The organism is Morganella sp. BCCO 40_0007 (assembly GCF_032989665.1).
Classification (GTDB): domain Bacteria; phylum Pseudomonadota; class Gammaproteobacteria; order Enterobacterales; family Enterobacteriaceae; genus Morganella; species Morganella sibonii.
The window spans coordinates 67,840-83,989 of the sequence record NZ_JAVBIN010000003.1; the positions used below are offsets into that span (position 1 = coordinate 67,840).

Genomic DNA, 16,150 nt, shown 5'->3' on the forward strand with positions numbered 1-16,150 from the left:
CTGAGAGCTGACAGAGTATAACGATATCCCGCTGACTATTCATATTACACGGAGGTTTTATGAAACTTGGTTCTGTTACAGCATCCCCTGCACCGGATGTTTCGTTTTCACCGGAGAATTTAGCGGAATGCAGAAAAACTTCAGATGTCAGCCTGATTCGATACTGTGAAAATCTCGTATTTAAGGACTGTAACTTCACTCATTTTTTACGTTTTGATGGTGCGATAGGTTTAGTTAACAGTACCGAATCCGGACGCACACTTCTCAATGAGATTGAAACACTGTTGCAGTCAAAATCAGAAAAATTGGTGGTACATCTGACATCACCGGAACTCGGCACTGTACCTCACCAGGTTAATGAAGCAGAGAATGGCAGGGGCACAGGCGCTGATTTGCATTGTAATTTTAATCAGGCAGAGCATAGAAAGGGCGACGGCTGTAGTGAAAAACAATTCCATGCTACTGTTTTGTATCATGAATTAGTACACGTTCTCCACTGTTTGCGGGGCGAATGTATACGCGATATTTCTGCTAATTCTTCTGAAAGTATTCTTCCTTCTTACAAAGAAGCAGAAGAAGCCAGGACTATTGGTATCGGTGCTTTTACATCAGAAGCCATCTCTGAAAACATTTTTCGGGCAGAAATAGGTATTCCGCTAAGAACTTACAGGTAACCTTTTCTTTTTTGTGATCCAAGTATACCGGCAACAAGCAGATACTGAGTAATAACCAGCGGTAAAAACAGCACTGAATCACTGTAAACTGCCGCTGTGATTGCTGCTCCAATTGCCAGAGAAATACCTGAAATACCGTCGAGTACGGCAATTTTACGGGGTGAATCCGCCGATGTGATCAGTGTGTCGGTGCCCGCCCCGTAAAACATTTCCAGCAGTGTTACGCCAAGCACAATCAATAACAGACCGGGAAGTTCTGCGATACCGGAAAACCACGGAATAAACAGAATAATACATAGCCCTGTCGCAATCATCAGGGAGGTAATAATGCCCCGGTTTTCAGTGAAGTAACGGTATACCGGAAGCTGTCCGGCGATAATAACCAGTGTGTTAAACAGAAAAGCCGGCCCTATCAGATGCTCATTCCCGGATTGGATCAATTCCAGTGGCACAATCACCTCAAAACTGTAATACAACATAGCAAAAATAATGCTGGTCACAGAAATCAGAACGGTATCTCTGCCGGTGAGATCAGTAAAATGAAAAAAATAAAAATGGCTTTCCGGTTTACCGGGACAAGAGCGCAACCCGGCAGAAAATACAATGCCGCACGTAAAAATCCCCGTCAGGATGAGTAATGCATAAGCAAAAGGCAGTGAGAAAAAGACAAACAGCGTAATCAGAACCGGGGCAATGGCAGCACCGGTATTATTCAGTGTCATTCGCACCGAAAAACTCTCACTGATATTTTGAGAGGTGGCTTTAATATAGTACTTTGCCGCCACAGAAAATACGGAGGTGGCGATACCATTTACCAGCATCACCAAACCACAGATGTAAAATGTTTGTCCGGTAAAGAGAAATAACAGCGAAAGCAGTTTAAAAAACAGTGAAAAGATAATAGTTTTTTTGCTGTCAAACCGGCTTATCAGCGGAATAATAAAAAAATACGCTAATGAGAATGACCAGAATTTTATCGTGCCGAGATACAGAATCTCTTTTTCACTGAGCGTTTTCCCTGCAAAATAGAGTAACGCCAGCGGCATCAGCAGCCCGGAACCCAACGCATTAAAGAAAAAGCAGATATTAATTGCCCTGCTTTTTCGTTCAAAAATCGCCCGGTAAATAAGCATCAGCGGAGATTCCAGCGCTGACAGATGGCAGTAAAAATCTGTTTTCCGGTTTCAGTCAGTATGGCATGTTGTCTGACAATGTCTGCTGTATCCCGGAGTTTTTCCAGGTTACTGCTCAGTCTGTCATAATATTCCGGTTCCGGGGTATCGTCGCTGTTGCGGATAATTTCAGAAAATACATAGCAGATACGGGATAAAACGAATAGTGCATGAAAAATACCGATCATCGGACGGTCGTCATCACGCAGTGGCGCCGCAAATACCTCATCAACCCGGTTAAGTACCAGAGGATCATCCGCATTGAGGATATTCAGTGCAGTATGGCCGCACTCATGAGCCAGAATATCAATATAATAGGCAACCGAATGTGACGGGTGGACATAGGCAAACATCATCCCCCACATATAAAAATTAGTACCGGAGCGCATAAAGCGGGTGTTGTCCGTACTTTCCTGTGTCAGGTATATCTGGTGAATAAACCGGTTAATTTCATTTGCGGTTTCCGGTGCACAACGCCGAATAACGGACAATGCCTGTGTTATTTTTGCTGTTTCCGCTGTTGCCAGTACCGGGTCATCGCAGTACCCGAAGCCAAGCTGTTTATCGTCACGGATAATTTTCAGTATCATCTGTTTTGCCGGTGAATTACCGGCAGATGTCAGTGGCGAAATAATCAGCGGCAATGGTGTTTTCGTTCTCAGCAACTGGTTAAGATAATTGACAGCATTCGCATGTTCATCATTCACGGCATATTTACCGGCAATATAATGAATAGCACAGTTTTGCCACGACAACGGGACATCTTTATTTATCTCAGGCAAATTATAATACGATAATAAATAATTAAGTGACTTATATATTTCATCAGAAAAATATTGATAGGCATCCTGATGAGAATAGTCAGGAAAAGTCAGGTTGATCATATAACAGCTTCCGTCAGATGGATAAACCACACTCGGACTGACAGGCATGGTTTATCAATTGGTTAATTTTGTTTTTATTTACTGAATGACCATCCTGATAATGGTGATTTTATTTTCAATAATTTGTTTTTATCTAATTTTTTCATTATTTTCTTTCCTTATAAATAACGGGTTATATAAAAATGTACTGTGCACTCAGATTGCCTTTAAACCCTAGAATAAAAATAGTGATTAAAAAACACTTTTTTTAATTCGTGTTATTTTTCTGAATCAATATCACGAAAAAAAGCGAAAATAATTATGAAATAAATAATATCCATTATATGAGATATAAAAAAACCACGCTGTGTTTTCACCGCGTGGTTTTATCAGTACCGAAATTATCCGGTTATTCAGATCAATGTTAAAAATGTCTGTTTGAAATCATCAATATCGTGCTGTGTGGTTGCCCATGAGGTACACAGGCGCAGACAGGATTTTCCCGGCTCCTGCAATAACGTTTCATGGAAAACAAACTGTTTTTTCAGCTTTTCTGCCAGCACTGACGGCAGAATAACAAAGACCTGGTTAGATTCCGGCGGGGCGAGGAACGTAAAGCCCTGCTCCGTAAAGAATTCGGTCAGTTGGCCCGCCATACTGTTAAGATGTTTACCCAGTGCGAAATAGAGGTCATCCGTAAACAGCGCCTGAAACTGTGCACCCAGCAGCCAGCCTTTTGCCTGTAAACCGCCCTTTTGTTTTATACTGAAACGGAAATCCGCTTTCAGTGCCGGATTACTGATCACCAGAGCTTCTGCCGCAATTGCGCCGATTTTGGTACCGCCGATATAGAACGCGTCTGTCAGTGCCGCGATATCTTCAATCGTCAGGTCACTTTGTGCGGACATCAGTCCTGATGCCAGACGTGCACCATCGAGATAGAGCCATAAGCCATGTTTATCACAGAAACGACGCAATGCCTGTATCTCTGCTTTACGGTATACCGTACCGATTTCGGTGGAATTGGTGATATAAACCAGCTTCGGCTGAACCCAGTGTTCATCATTATGTTCGGCAATGACCGGTTTAAGATGATCGGGTGTCAGTTTTCCGTCCGGAGAAAATACGGTGATGACTTTATGGCCGGTAGCTTCGATTGCACCGGTTTCATGCGTGGCAATATGACCGGTACTGACTGAAATCACTGCCTGATGCGGACGCAGAAAGTGAGAAATGGCCGTCAGGTTGGTAATAGTCCCGCCGTTAAAGAAATGGATATCTGCCTGTGGCTGACCAATCCGCTGCTTAATCAGCGTGGCGGCGGCAGTACATAAGTCATCTGTGCCGTAACCATTATGGCGGTGGCCTGCTGTGTCAGTAATGGCTTTTAAAACAGCCGGATGTGCAACTTCATTATAATCATTCTGAAAACGGTACATATGCTCCTCCGATAGTGTGCAGTAATACTATGCTGATACTTACCGGCGCACAATGGCACGAACCGCAGATCAATCCGGATTTACCAGCCCGATCACACCTTCACTGATAGTAATTTTCCCCTGTGTTTTCAGACGCAGCAAAACTTTATCCGTATGACGCCGGGAGGTGCCGAGAATGCTGGCCAGCATGTCGCGGGGAAGATGGATCTGATGACCGCTGATTTGTGTCAGCATGTAGAGCAGATTGTTTTCGATGGAATCAACGGCATTCATCAGCCGTTGCTCACCATTGATAAGACAGCGTTTTGCCAGCTGGCGGTTAAGCAGCAGGGATAACCGGTGATCCTGCGACAGCCAGGTCAGAAATACGGTTGCCGGCATCCGTAATACACGGCAGTCTGATAACGCTATCACGTCATAACGGTATGCCTGCTGACAAATCGCTTCCATTTCCCCGAGAAATTCGCCACGGTAACAGAATGTCAGCCCGACCTGTTTACCATTTTCCGCCTGCTTATTAACAATAAACTCGCCGTCAAGAATGATATAGACCGCCTGAGCCGGATCACCCTGGCAAATCAGATTTTGTCCGTTATAAATATGCAGTGTGGTTACACTGTTTCTGACAACCTCCGGAGCATCACGGAACAGGCCGTCTGCCTCCGGCAGAAGCTCTTCTTCGCTGAATTTCAGCCATAATTCACGAAACGGGGTAGTATTTTGCATGTACGGATATTTGTCAGAACGGAATAATCAGTGGGTAAACGTTAGCATGGTTAACAACAGGTTTGAACAGATAGTTTAAGCACTGATTTTACGGGCTGCGGGTGACCGGCAGCCCGTAAGCCGGGTTACTTCAGTTCGTAACCGTTCAGATATTGCTGCTGTTTTGTGGTCAGATTATCGAGTGAAACGCCCATGTCCTGTAATTTCAGTGCGGCAACCTCACGGTCAATTTCATCACTGACATCGTAGACTTTCGCTTCCAGGTCATGGCTGAGCAGATACTCGGCGCTGAGTGCCTGGAGGGCAAAACTCATATCCATAATTTCTGCCGGATGCCCGTCTGCACAAGCGATATTGACCAGCGCACCACGGCCTAACAGATAGAGTGTGCGGCCATTTTTCAGGGTATAACCTTCGATATTCTCGCGGGCAATTGTGACATTGTCACTTAACTGCTGAAGATCGGTCAGCTTGATTTCGTCCTCAAAGTGCCCGGTATTACTGATGATGGCACCCTCTTTCATCAGGCTGAAATGTTCTGATGTCAGCACGTCACAGCAGCCGGTTGCGGTGATAAAGATATCACCCAGTGGCGCTGCCGTGGTCATGGTCATGACCGCGAAACCATCCATTTTTGCTTCGAGAGCTTTTATCGGATCCACTTCTGTGACAATCACTTCCGCGCCCAGCCCTTTCGCCCGCATAGCACAGCCTTTGCCGCACCAGCCGTAGCCGGCGACGACCACGGTTTTCCCGGCAATAACCAGGTTGGTGGTGCGCATAATACCGTCAAACGTGGATTGTCCGGTACCGTAGCGGTTATCAAACAGGTGTTTGGATTGTGCGCCGTTAATCGATAAAACCGGGAAGTTCAGTGCACCGCTTTTTTCGCGGGCAACCGCACGCAGAACACCGGAGGTGGTCTCTTCACAGGCACCAATAGTATGTTTTGCATATTCCGGATACAGGCTGTGCAGTTCATGTACCAGATCACCACCGTCATCAATAACAATGTGCGGTTCGCAGGCCAGAGTCTGCTTCACAAAGTTGCGGTACGCTTCCGCATCCGCGCCGTGGATGGCAAATGTATGGATTCCGCTGACAACCAGTGCCGCGACAATATCATCTTTGGTCGACATCGGGTTGCTGCCGGTGACAGATACCTCAGCGCCGCCTGCGGCGAGAACGCGTGCCAGATAGGCGGTTTTCGCTTCCAGGTGGATAGAGAGCGCGATGCGTTTTCCGGCAAACGGCTGTTCTTTGGTAAAACGCTGTTCCAGTGCGCGTAACAGCGGCATATGAGCGCGAACCCAGGCAATTTTTTGCTCACCCTGCGGTGCGGATGAGAGATCTTTATAAATACTGGTGACCATGGCAACTCCTGCATACGTCTTTTATAACGGGATAAGCCACAGTAACCGGAGGTTCCGGGTGTCTCCAGGGCATTTGCCCTGAATCCGCAAAAAAAATCTCCGTATAAATACCGTGATCAGCGGCGTGCCTGTACCATCGCAATCAGGCCGCAGATATCCTGAGGGACATTGTCCGTTTTCAGGATCTCGTCCGGTGTCATCCACTGAAATTCAGGATGCGGCGTTGCAGCTTCATCCAGCGGGCGGCACCAGTACACCATATCAATATGCCAGTGCTCCCCGGTTTTTTTATCCGGGATAAATTCTTTTAGGATCGCCATCGGCAGTGGCAGCACACCGGTTTCCTGCAGTGGTGTGATAAATTGCTGCGCCTGAGTATCCCGGCTGATAATCCGGCATTCCAGCCCGGTTTCTTCACGAATTTCACGCAATACGGCGTCCTGCGGTTCTTCATTTTCTTCAATATGCCCGCCGGGCGGCAGCCAGATCCCCAGTTTCGGGTGAAAATGGAGTAAAAAACGTCCGCGGCTGTCACTCACCAGGCCGGAGGCGGTAAAATGTTTGATAACAGAAGGCATAATGTTTCTCAGGTTATTCAGGTGATCATAGTCAGAACCACCGGAAGCGTCAGTACGGCAACCATGGTCTGAAACGTGATAATTCCCGCCATCAGCTGACTGTCACCGCCGAGCTGGCGCGATAAAATATAAGCGGTCGGTGCTGTCGGAATGGCAAAAAAGATCACAAACAGCTGATATTCAAGTTGGGTTAATCCGGTCACTGCGGCCACAGCAATTGCCAGTAACGGCATAATGCACAGGCGGACTACGCTGTTCAGACTGATTTTCAGCGCGGAATAGCGGATAGTGGCAACCTGCAATGCCGCCCCGACGCACAACAGTCCCAGCGGCAGGCTGGCACCGGCCAGCAGTCTGGCAAACTGCCCTGTGTTATACGGCAGACCAATACCGCTGACGTTCAGCAGCATCCCGATAATGCAGGAAATAATCAGCGGGTTTGTCAGAACCGGCAACAACAGCCGGCGCAGTGATAACTGCTTAAATTCAGATAACGCAACCACTGAGATGATATTACACAGCGGAACCAGCACCGCGAGGATCACCGCCGCCACAGCCATTCCTGACGGACCATAGAAATCGTTAACGATGGATAACCCGAGATAGGTATTAAAGCGGATCGCGCCCTGAAGCAGTACACCGAATTCTGCCGTTGGTATTCCGCGAAAACGCCTGACGACAGCAAAGGCGGCAGTGGCCAGACCGAGCATAATGACCAGTGCGGCAGCCAGTTTCGGAAGTTGCGGGTTATCCAGCGGCGCAACCGCGAGGCTGTTGATCAGCAGCGCCGGAAATAAAATATAGTAATTCAGCTTTTCCGCGCCGTTCCAGAACCCGGCATCAAAAACCGGCCTCCGCTTCAGAATACAGCCGAGCAGAATCAGCGCAAACAACGGCCATAATGTCATCAGAATTGCGAACATCAGCAGAGATCCGGCAGGAAAGTGATTTTTGCATCATAACAGGAACAACGGGTTACGCGAGCAACAGTGCCGGATTTGTATTGCTGATCGCGTTTTTACATTTTACCTGCCGCAGCGCATAAAACGCACTACGTTTTACCGGGGTTATATGTTAATCCCCGGCGGGGGTGATCACCTGATAGGTGCAGCTGAATGCAGCTTTCTGGATGCGGTAACTGTCCTGCGGATCGTGCCGGGAGCGGAGCAGCACATCACCTTTCATCACCCGCTGTTTTTCGCCCCACGGCGCAATAATCACAAACGGTTTTTCCTGTGTTATGACCAGATAATCCATCGGCTCACCCTGCGGACGGAAGCGCTGCCGGTTCGCACTGTCAGGTGATGTCAGCGCACTGCCGTAACGGCGGGAAAATGCCGTTTTTTTCACCAGAATTTCTTCATTACCGGTGGCTTCGCAGATATTCTGCACCACCCAATCCCCGGCTTCAGCCGGTTTTGAACGGGTTTCTTCACCTTCACCGCGGATAATGGTCACGACAATTTCACCGGGGACCGCAGGCCGGGCAAGCACTTCGCGGGTTTTACGGGCAATGCCGGTACGCTCACCCGCATCCGCAAATAATTGGCTGCGATCCTGAACCGGCAGCAACTGTAAATCGTCCGCCGGTGCAGAAAATGCAGGCAGCGTCAGGAACAGCAGTCCGGAAAGCGTCTTGTGCATGGTCATTATCCGTTAAGCTGAGTAAATCCGGGTGACAGTGTCATGTTTGCAGGCGGTGAGTTATCCCCGCCGATCCGCCGCAGAAGACGGGCTGCGGCACTGCGTCCGACATCCCGTGACGGCTGGGTGATAAAGGCAACGGGGATGTCATACAGGGCTTCACTGCCGATATCATCAAACCCTACCAGGGCGATTTCCTGCGTAAAATAACTTTCGTTATCTCCCTGTCTGACGGTGTTACCGGTACTCAGTGCAGCAAAATATGCACCGAGCGCCGTACCGGTGTTGTGACAGACTATCGCACTGACTTTGGGGTACTGATACATAAATCCGGAAACACTGCGGATGATATTCTGCTGTTTGTTGTCTGTTTCCACAATCCATTCCGGGCGAAACGGCAACCCGTACTGCACGAGTGTTGAGCAGTAGCCGCCGACCCGCTCGGCGCGGGTGAGTGAATCGCTTTCACCGCCAAAATAGGCAATCTGCCGGTGACCGTTTTTGATCAGATACTCGGTCGCCATCCTGGCGGCAGAGGCGTTATCCGGGCGGACAACATCGATACCGGAGAATTCACTGGCCCGGGCGGCGCATACCATCGGGATCTGATAATGATTTACCCGATCAACCACCTCATTGGTGAGAAATTTACCGCCGCCGGCAACAACACCATCCACGCCGTAGCGGATCAGACTGTCCAGCGAACGGGCAAATCCGGCAGCGGAATTGCCGCTCTGGGTCAGAAAAACCTGTTTGCCCTGCGTTTCCGCATATTCGCTGACCCCGGCGGCGACCTCCGCATAAAACGGCTCCGTAATATCTTTGACAATCAAACCAATCACATTGGAGATGTTATCCCGCAATGTGGCGGCCTGCTGGTTGCGGACATACCCCAGCTCTTCAATTGCCGCATTGACTTTATCCGCGGTTTTCCGCGAGATCCGCCCTTTTCCGCTGAGTACCAGTGACACCGTGGTGACGGAGACACCTGCCTGCTGCGCCACATCAACTATCGTGACTTTTCTGAGATTCATAACGCCGGATACTTCCTTACGCTCAGGATACTGCACCGAATTTTACACAAAATCCGATAAAACGTTTTATCTATTTCTGAAATATGGTTGCTGTGTCATGTTTATTTTTTGTGATCGGGCAACTATTATAATTTGGTAAAACGTTTTATCTTATTTTACCTTCACAACACCACACTGACATTTACAGGATACCGTATGAGTAGCCAACCAAAACAAAAAGTCACGCTCTGGGAGTTTTTCCAGGGACTGGGCAAAACCTTTATGCTGCCTGTCGCGCTGCTCTCGTTCTGCGGGATCATCCTCGGCATCGGCAGTTCACTCAGCAGCCGCGATGTGCTGACACTGCTGCCGTTTCTCGATCACACCGTATTCCAGTTATTATTCACCTGGATGAGCAAAATCGGTTCATTTGCCTTCAGTTTTCTGCCGGTGATGTTTGCCATCGCCATTCCGCTGGGACTGGCGCGTGAAAACAAAGGTGTGGCCGCTTTCGCCGGATTTGTCGGTTTTGCCGTTTTTAACCTCGCGACTAACTTCTATCTCACTGCCGCCGATATTTTACCGACCACGGACCCGGCGATTCTGAAGGCTCATAACATCCGTGATGTGCTGGGTATTCAGTCTATCGACAGCGGTATTCTCGGTGCGGTTATCGTCGGTATTATTGTTTATATGCTGCATGAGCGTTTTAATACCATCCGCCTGCCGGATGCACTGGCGTTCTTCGGCGGGACACGTTTTGTGCCGATTATCACCACCCTGGTGCTTGGTCTGTGCGGCCTGCTGGTTCCGCTGATCTGGCCGTGGTTTGCGATGGGTATCAACGGATTAGGTAAACTGATTCAGAGTGCCGGCGCTTTCGGGCCGATGATTTTCGGCTCCGGTGAACGGTTGTTACTGCCTTTTGGTCTGCACCATATTCTGGTGGCTCTGATCCGCTTTACTGAAGCGGGCGGCACCATGGAAGTGTGCGGTAATACCGTTAACGGCGCGCTGACGATCTTCCAGGCGCAGCTTTCCTGTCCGGATACGCAGGGCTTTGCGGCCAGCGCCACTCAGTTCCTGTCTCAGGGTAAAATGCCTGCCTTCCTCGGTGGTCTGCCGGGCGCTGCATTAGCCATGTATCACTGTGCTCATCCTGAAAATCGTCATAAAATTAAGGGATTACTGATTTCCGGTGTGGTTGCCTGTGTTATCGGCGGCACAACGGAACCGCTGGAATTCCTGTTCCTGTTTGTTGCACCGTTCCTGTATCTGATCCACGCGATTCTGACCGGTCTGGGTTTTACCGTGATGGCTGTTACCGGCGTCACCATTGGTAATACCGATGGTAACCTGATTGACTTTGTGGTCTTCGGTATCCTCCACGGCATCCAGACCAAATGGTATATGGTGCCGGTGGTGGCCTTTATCTGGTTTGCTTCTTATTATGCGATTTTCCGTTTCGCCATTACCCGCTTTAACATCAAAACACCGGGCCGCGATACGGATACCAAAGAAAGTGTACCGGCAACCGGCAGTTCAGCAGGGAAATCCGGCTACGATGTGCCTGCGATTCTGGCAGCGCTGGGCGGGAAAGAGAATATTATTTCACTGGATAACTGTATCACCCGTCTGCGGATGTCCGTGCAGGATATGAGCAAAGTGGATGACGCGCAGCTCAAAGCATTGCGGGCAATCGGCGTTGTCCATCTTAATGAGCATAATTTGCAGGTTGTTATCGGCCCACAGGTTCAGTCTGTCAAAGATGAACTGGAAAAGCTGATGAAATCCGCGCCTGATTCCGCTCAGCCGGAACCGCAAAACGCCTGATAACTTACACCGCACTGTCTGACAGTGCGGTTTTTCTTTCCGGAGAAACTATGTCCTCTCACTTTTCTGTTCCGGTTGATCGTCACGGTACTTACTGCACACAATGGGATTTTGTGCAGGATCGTTTCGGTCAGGCGGATTTACTGCCTTTTACCATCTCAGATATGGATTTCATCACCGCGCCGGTGATCCTGAAAGCAATTTCAGAACGCACCGCACATGGCGTGTTCGGCTACAGCCGCTGGCAGCACCGGGATTTTCTCAGCGCCGTTGCACACTGGTTTTCATCCCGTTTTCAGGCGCAGATTGATACGCAAACACTGGTGTACGGACCGTCAGTCATCTACATGGTCAGTCAGATGATCCGCCTGTGGTCACAACCCGGTGACGGTGTGGTAGTGCATACGCCCGCCTATGATGCGTTTTATAAGACGATTACCGGTAATCAGCGTACTGTGGTTCCCTGCCCGCTGCAAAAAACGGCGGAGGGCTGGTGGTGTGATATGAATGTGCTGGAATCCCTGCTTGCGAAGCCGGAAACGCGGATTCTGCTGTTATGCAGCCCGCATAACCCGACCGGAAAAGTCTGGACGCGCGATGAGCTGACCACCATGGCTGAATTATGTGAACGGCATAATGTGCGGGTGATCAGTGATGAAATTCATATGGATCTGTGCCGTGCGCCGCATCAGCACACGCCGTGGTCTGAAACCGGGCGCGGGGAATGGGCATTATTCACCTCCGCATCCAAATGCTTTAATATTCCGGCACTGACCGGTGCTTACGGACTGATTTCAGATACCGCCTCCCGTGAAGCCTATTTTCATCAGCTGAAAGCCTGTGACGGGCTATCTTCCCCTGCGGTTCTGGCGGTTATCGCTCATATAGCGGCATACCGTGACGGCGCACCGTGGCTTGATGAGCTGCGTGATTATCTCTTTGCTAATCTGGACTATATAAAGCAGCGGCTGGATGCGGAACTGCCGGAACTGAACTGGCAGGTGCCGGAATCGACCTATCTGGCGTGGATAGATCTGAACCCGCTGAATATTGATGATGATACTCTGCAACATACCCTGATTACGCGGGAAAAGGTAGCGATCATGCCGGGATATACCTACGGGGAAGAAGGACGCGGATTTTTGCGTCTGAATGCCGGATGCCCGCGTGATAAACTCACCGCAGGCATGGATAAATTAATTCGCGCGCTGAAATCACGCTGATTTTTTGCACGACCCGGGCGCATTCTCTGCGCCCCGGTTATTCGTGTTTGCCGACCTTATTGCGCAAGGCGCGGCGTAAATAGGAAAACGGTAAGCTGGGACACGGTTTATCTGCGGGTCTGCCGGTGTTCACCGCTTCCTGTTTTTCATCCTGAACCGGTTTTTCCGGCGGGATCTTTCCGGAGGTGGTGTTTTCCGCCATGTTATTCCCCTTCTTTGCTGAGTGCGTCGTTGACCGCTTCTATTTTCCGTACTGCATCATTAAGAATATCGGCGATCTGACCAAGCTTGGTTTCATCCAGTTCACTGGTGACCAGTTTATGGCGCAGCAGTGCCCGTAAATTCCCCAGCGCCTGCTCGATTTCATCGGATAACAGCGAACCACGGCGGAAGGATTTGGTTTCCTGTAAGCGTTGTGCAATCTGTTCCAGAACATCAGTGTTCTCTTCCAGATGCATTTTACCTTCCGGTGTCAGGCTGTAGCTTTTACGGCCGTTCCCGGTGTTTTCCGCCACAATCAGCTGCTGGTCTTCGAGCAGTGTCAGTGTCGGATAAATCACACCCGGACTGGGTGTATAGAGGCCGGAAGTCAACTGGCCGATGGATTTGATTAATTCATAACCGTGGCTTGGTTTCTGGTTAAGATTCGCCAGCATCATGATGCGCAGATCACCGTGATCAAGCAGACGACGCAGGCCCTTCCCGCGGCCGCGGTGACGACCGTGTTCGCGCTCTTCGTGGCAACCGTGTCCGTGATGCTCATGATGATCACCGTGACAGCCGTGTTCGTGATGTTCGCCGTGTCCATGGTGGTCACCATGACAGCAATGACCGCGATGTTCACCGTGAGCACGACGTTCGTCGTGACCATGATGCTCGCCGCAGCAACGGTGTCCGTCCTGCCCGTGGTGTTCCCCGTGGCGGCCGCCATGGCCTCCGTGACGCTGACGCCCTTCCTGTGAGTCACAGGCACGATGGCGTAATGCATGAAGAAACATAGTAAATTCCTTTTGTGATATAGAGTGATAATCAGCAAAATCAGTTTTTAGATATATCTGTTTTGCCTTCAGGAACTACTATAGTCCTCCGCTATGGAAAGATCAAATTAGATATATCTAAAATAGCACGATTTGTATTTTAACGGGAATGATTATCACTATCAGAGTATAACAGGAAGTGACCTGCACTATCAGCAAATGGTGCGAAACAGACTGACAGTGCAGATATAAAAGAAAAAAATCAGAAGTCCGGATTAATCAGAACAATTTTTCCGGTTAAATCACCGGATTCCATCAGCTGGTGGGCTTTTGCCGCATCTGCAAGGTTAAACGTATAGTTTACCAGTGGTTTGACTTTTCCCGACCGCAGCAGCGGCCAGACTTTATGGGCAAGATCACGGGCAATGACGGCTTTCTCTTCCGGTGTCCGCGCCCGCAGTGTTGAGCCGGTATGCAGCAGGCGTTTTACCATCAGCGGCATCAGATTCAGGTTTTGCGGGTTACCGCGCATCAGGCCGATCTGGATAATCCGCCCGCCTTTGGCCGCAACCTCATAGTTTTTGCTGACATAATCACCACCGATAAGGTCAACAACCATGTTCACGCCCTGCCCGCCGGTCAGTTCCGGAATCAACTGCGCAAAATCGTCTTCGCGGTAATTAATAACGTGATCCGCCCCCAGTTGCCGGGCAAGCTCCGCTTTTTCAGCTGTGCCGACAGTAGTGTATACCGTAGCGCCAAAGGCTTTCGCCAGCATAATCGCCACACTGCCGATACCGGAGGTACCGCCATGGATAAGCACACTTTCTTCACTTTGCAGTTTGCCGGTCTGGAAGACATTCGCCCATACAGTGAAGAAGTTTTCCGGAATGGCCGCGGCTTCGGTGTAACTCAGGTTTTCCAGCGGCAGTGCGATGCTGTCATGGACCAGACAATATTCCGCATATCCTCCGCCCGCAACCAGCGCACAGACTTTATCGCCGACCTGGCGGCGTTTGCATTCGTCCCCGACCGCCACGACCTCACCTGCGATTTCCAGTCCCGGAACCGGGGATGCATCCGGCGGCGGCGGATAACTGCCCTGACGCTGGAATACATCAGGCCGGTTGACACCGGCGGCGGCCACTTTAACCAGCAGGTATTCTCCCTGTACCTTCGGCAACGGCATCTCAATTGCCTGTAATACTTCCGGGCCGCCGGGCCGGGTAATATCAATTGCCATCATCGATTCAGGTAATGCATATGACATCATTACTTTTCCTTAAACAGTCCCGGTTTTGTAATACCTGTCGTTTTATGACGAATCAGGTTCATTACAGTTTCAGCATAATGCAGCATATCAAAGATAGCACTGCACGATTATGACGGTGTATTATGTCCGGCACTCTCTTTTTTATATTTTTTATCCGTGCGGAATAATGGTTTTTTCGTTATTTATTTGTGATTGTTTTTAATGTATCACACTATTTTATAACGCAGGAAGAACGCTTTATTCATATTTCACCTGCCTGTTAACATGCAGATGGCAGAAAATTGACCTGCGTTCAGGCTCTCTGTTATTTTAAGCCGGATTATTGAGAGTTTAATCAAATAATTCACATTATGACATCACGAAAAAAGCATAATATGTCAATATTATGCCCCTGTTTTTAGCCCGGTATGACGATATTTAAACTCAGACCACTTACCACTTTTGGTAGTCTGTGATAAAATTGATTCAAATCAATATTATTTCAAGAGCAAGCCTATGATCCCGGAAAAACGTGTAGTACGTAGAATTCAATCAGGTGGCTGCGCGATCCACTGCCAGGATTGCAGCATCAGCCAGCTTTGCATCCCGTTCACGCTGAATGAGCATGAGCTGGATCAGCTCGACAATATTATCGAGCGCAAAAAGCCGATCCAGAAAGGTCAGGCACTGTTTAAAGCCGGAGATGAGCTGAAATCACTGTATGCAATCCGCTCCGGGACCATCAAAAGCTATACTATCACCGAAGAAGGTGATGAGCAGATCACCGGCTTCCATCTTGCCGGCGACCTGGTCGGTTTTGATGCCATTATCAATACCGAGCATCCGAGTTTTGCTCAGGCACTGGAAACATCCATGGTCTGCGAGATTCCGTATGAAACTCTGGATGACCTGTCCGGTAAAATGCCGAACCTGCGTCAGCAGATGATGCGTCTGATGAGCGGCGAGATCAAAGGCGACCAGGAAATGATCCTGCTGCTGTCCAAAAAGAATGCGGAAGAGCGTCTGGCGGCCTTTATTTATAACCTGTCACGCCGTTTTGCTCAGCGCGGTTTCTCCCCGCGTGAATTCCGCCTGACGATGACCCGTGGTGATATCGGTAACTATCTGGGTCTGACCGTTGAAACCATCAGCCGTCTGCTGGGTCGTTTCCAGAAGAGCGGAATGCTGGCAGTAAAAGGTAAATATATCACCATCGAAGATATGGAACAGCTGGCTGCACTGGCCGGTAAAGTGCCTGCACTGCCGCAGGATTAGTAATCTCTCTCCCGGCAACATTTTTGGCTGCCGTAAAACGCATCAGACCGGTTTATTTCGGTCTGGTGCGAATATTTCCTACATTCCTGCTCCTGTTTGGTTTATCTT

The 16,150-nt window shown here is 49.3% G+C and carries 16 protein-coding genes; 4 read left to right on the forward strand and 12 right to left on the reverse strand.

Annotated features, from left to right (window positions below):
• Positions 1 to 59: 59 nt before the first annotated feature.
• The gene (locus R5268_RS04620) at positions 60 to 674 is read left to right on the forward strand and encodes a M91 family zinc metallopeptidase (RefSeq protein ID WP_317418832.1); all 615 of its coding nucleotides are present in this window, start codon (positions 60 to 62) and stop codon (positions 672 to 674) included.
• Here the strand turns inward: R5268_RS04620 and R5268_RS04625 are convergent.
• The 9 genes from R5268_RS04625 to malI form a co-directional block, all read right to left on the reverse strand.
• A complete protein-coding gene (locus R5268_RS04625) occupies positions 665 to 1,807 on the reverse strand; it encodes an MFS transporter (RefSeq protein WP_317418833.1) in 1,143 nt (380 codons plus the stop codon). The genes R5268_RS04620 and R5268_RS04625 overlap by 10 nt on opposite strands.
• Positions 1,807 to 2,601 (reverse strand): aKG-HExxH-type peptide beta-hydroxylase, encoded by a 795-nt coding sequence (locus R5268_RS04630; RefSeq protein ID WP_247715767.1) that lies wholly within the window; start codon positions 2,599 to 2,601, stop codon positions 1,807 to 1,809. Before R5268_RS04630 ends, R5268_RS04625 begins: the two co-directional genes overlap by 1 nt.
• Positions 2,602 to 3,122: 521 nt before the next feature.
• A complete protein-coding gene (locus R5268_RS04635; RefSeq protein WP_317418834.1) occupies positions 3,123 to 4,148 on the reverse strand; it encodes a threonine aldolase family protein in 1,026 nt (341 codons plus the stop codon).
• A gap of 69 nt (positions 4,149 to 4,217) precedes the next feature.
• Positions 4,218 to 4,874: a Crp/Fnr family transcriptional regulator gene (locus R5268_RS04640; RefSeq protein ID WP_317418835.1), complete on the reverse strand. Its 657-nt coding sequence runs from the start codon at positions 4,872 to 4,874 to the stop codon at positions 4,218 to 4,220.
• 125 nt (positions 4,875 to 4,999) lie between these two features.
• The gene (locus R5268_RS04645; protein ID WP_317418836.1) at positions 5,000 to 6,247 is read right to left on the reverse strand and encodes an adenosylhomocysteinase; all 1,248 of its coding nucleotides are present in this window, start codon (positions 6,245 to 6,247) and stop codon (positions 5,000 to 5,002) included.
• Between the two features lie 116 nt (positions 6,248 to 6,363).
• Positions 6,364 to 6,825 carry an NUDIX hydrolase gene (locus R5268_RS04650; RefSeq protein ID WP_317418837.1) on the reverse strand — a complete coding sequence of 154 codons (462 nt, stop codon included), beginning with the start codon at positions 6,823 to 6,825 and terminating at the stop codon, positions 6,364 to 6,366.
• A gap of 17 nt (positions 6,826 to 6,842) precedes the next feature.
• The gene (locus R5268_RS04655) at positions 6,843 to 7,748 is read right to left on the reverse strand and encodes an AEC family transporter (protein WP_107679109.1); all 906 of its coding nucleotides are present in this window, start codon (positions 7,746 to 7,748) and stop codon (positions 6,843 to 6,845) included.
• A 151-nt stretch (positions 7,749 to 7,899) separates the two neighbouring features.
• Positions 7,900 to 8,469, reverse strand: coding sequence for a hypothetical protein (locus R5268_RS04660; RefSeq protein ID WP_317418838.1), 570 nt, complete (start codon positions 8,467 to 8,469; stop codon positions 7,900 to 7,902).
• 5 nt (positions 8,470 to 8,474) lie between these two features.
• A complete protein-coding gene (gene malI, locus R5268_RS04665; protein WP_317418839.1) occupies positions 8,475 to 9,503 on the reverse strand; it encodes a Mal regulon transcriptional regulator MalI in 1,029 nt (342 codons plus the stop codon).
• Between the two features lie 195 nt (positions 9,504 to 9,698).
• Here malI and malX point away from each other — a divergent pair, with 195 nt between their 5' ends.
• Positions 9,699 to 11,315, forward strand: a complete 1,617-nt coding sequence (malX, locus tag R5268_RS04670) for a maltose/glucose-specific PTS transporter subunit IIBC (protein ID WP_218455558.1) — start codon at positions 9,699 to 9,701, stop codon at positions 11,313 to 11,315.
• 50 nt (positions 11,316 to 11,365) lie between these two features.
• On the forward strand, positions 11,366 to 12,538 hold the full coding sequence (locus R5268_RS04675; RefSeq protein ID WP_218455557.1) for a MalY/PatB family protein: 1,173 nt from the start codon (positions 11,366 to 11,368) through the stop codon (positions 12,536 to 12,538).
• A gap of 37 nt (positions 12,539 to 12,575) precedes the next feature.
• Here R5268_RS04675 and R5268_RS04680 read toward each other — a convergent pair whose 3' ends face one another.
• The 3 genes from R5268_RS04680 to R5268_RS04690 all read right to left on the reverse strand — a co-directional run bounded on the left by R5268_RS04680 (position 12,576) and on the right by R5268_RS04690 (position 14,788).
• The gene (locus tag R5268_RS04680) at positions 12,576 to 12,740 is read right to left on the reverse strand and encodes a hypothetical protein (protein WP_166707754.1); all 165 of its coding nucleotides are present in this window, start codon (positions 12,738 to 12,740) and stop codon (positions 12,576 to 12,578) included.
• A gap of 1 nt (position 12,741) precedes the next feature.
• Positions 12,742 to 13,536 (reverse strand): PadR family transcriptional regulator, encoded by a 795-nt coding sequence (locus R5268_RS04685; protein ID WP_107679105.1) that lies wholly within the window; start codon positions 13,534 to 13,536, stop codon positions 12,742 to 12,744.
• Positions 13,537 to 13,777: 241 nt separating this feature from the next.
• The gene (locus tag R5268_RS04690) at positions 13,778 to 14,788 is read right to left on the reverse strand and encodes an NAD(P)H-quinone oxidoreductase (protein ID WP_182107065.1); all 1,011 of its coding nucleotides are present in this window, start codon (positions 14,786 to 14,788) and stop codon (positions 13,778 to 13,780) included.
• A 495-nt stretch (positions 14,789 to 15,283) separates the two neighbouring features.
• Between R5268_RS04690 and R5268_RS04695 the strand changes: the two genes are divergently transcribed.
• Positions 15,284 to 16,042 carry an FNR family transcription factor gene (locus R5268_RS04695; RefSeq protein WP_004237544.1) on the forward strand — a complete coding sequence of 253 codons (759 nt, stop codon included), beginning with the start codon at positions 15,284 to 15,286 and terminating at the stop codon, positions 16,040 to 16,042.
• The last annotated feature ends 108 nt before the right edge of the window (positions 16,043 to 16,150 follow it).

What these genes read in the sequence shown, in the direction of transcription:
- R5268_RS04620 (WP_317418832.1), top strand. Translation starts at nt 60, where the DNA reads ATGAAACTTGGTTCTGTTACAGCATCCCCTGCACCGGATGTTTCGTTT.
- R5268_RS04645 (WP_317418836.1), bottom strand. Translation starts at nt 6,247, where the DNA reads ATGGTCACCAGTATTTATAAAGATCTCTCATCCGCACCGCAGGGTGAG.
- malI (WP_317418839.1), bottom strand. Translation starts at nt 9,503, where the DNA reads ATGAATCTCAGAAAAGTCACGATAGTTGATGTGGCGCAGCAGGCAGGT.
- malX (WP_218455558.1), top strand. Translation starts at nt 9,699, where the DNA reads ATGAGTAGCCAACCAAAACAAAAAGTCACGCTCTGGGAGTTTTTCCAG.
- R5268_RS04675 (WP_218455557.1), top strand. Translation starts at nt 11,366, where the DNA reads ATGTCCTCTCACTTTTCTGTTCCGGTTGATCGTCACGGTACTTACTGC.
- R5268_RS04625 (WP_317418833.1), bottom strand. Translation starts at nt 1,807, where the DNA reads ATGCTTATTTACCGGGCGATTTTTGAACGAAAAAGCAGGGCAATTAAT.
- R5268_RS04635 (WP_317418834.1), bottom strand. Translation starts at nt 4,148, where the DNA reads ATGTACCGTTTTCAGAATGATTATAATGAAGTTGCACATCCGGCTGTT.
- R5268_RS04655 (WP_107679109.1), bottom strand. Translation starts at nt 7,748, where the DNA reads ATGTTCGCAATTCTGATGACATTATGGCCGTTGTTTGCGCTGATTCTG.
- R5268_RS04695 (WP_004237544.1), top strand. Translation starts at nt 15,284, where the DNA reads ATGATCCCGGAAAAACGTGTAGTACGTAGAATTCAATCAGGTGGCTGC.
- R5268_RS04685 (WP_107679105.1), bottom strand. Translation starts at nt 13,536, where the DNA reads ATGTTTCTTCATGCATTACGCCATCGTGCCTGTGACTCACAGGAAGGG.
- R5268_RS04640 (WP_317418835.1), bottom strand. Translation starts at nt 4,874, where the DNA reads ATGCAAAATACTACCCCGTTTCGTGAATTATGGCTGAAATTCAGCGAA.
- R5268_RS04680 (WP_166707754.1), bottom strand. Translation starts at nt 12,740, where the DNA reads ATGGCGGAAAACACCACCTCCGGAAAGATCCCGCCGGAAAAACCGGTT.
- R5268_RS04690 (WP_182107065.1), bottom strand. Translation starts at nt 14,788, where the DNA reads ATGATGTCATATGCATTACCTGAATCGATGATGGCAATTGATATTACC.
- R5268_RS04660 (WP_317418838.1), bottom strand. Translation starts at nt 8,469, where the DNA reads ATGCACAAGACGCTTTCCGGACTGCTGTTCCTGACGCTGCCTGCATTT.
- R5268_RS04650 (WP_317418837.1), bottom strand. Translation starts at nt 6,825, where the DNA reads ATGCCTTCTGTTATCAAACATTTTACCGCCTCCGGCCTGGTGAGTGAC.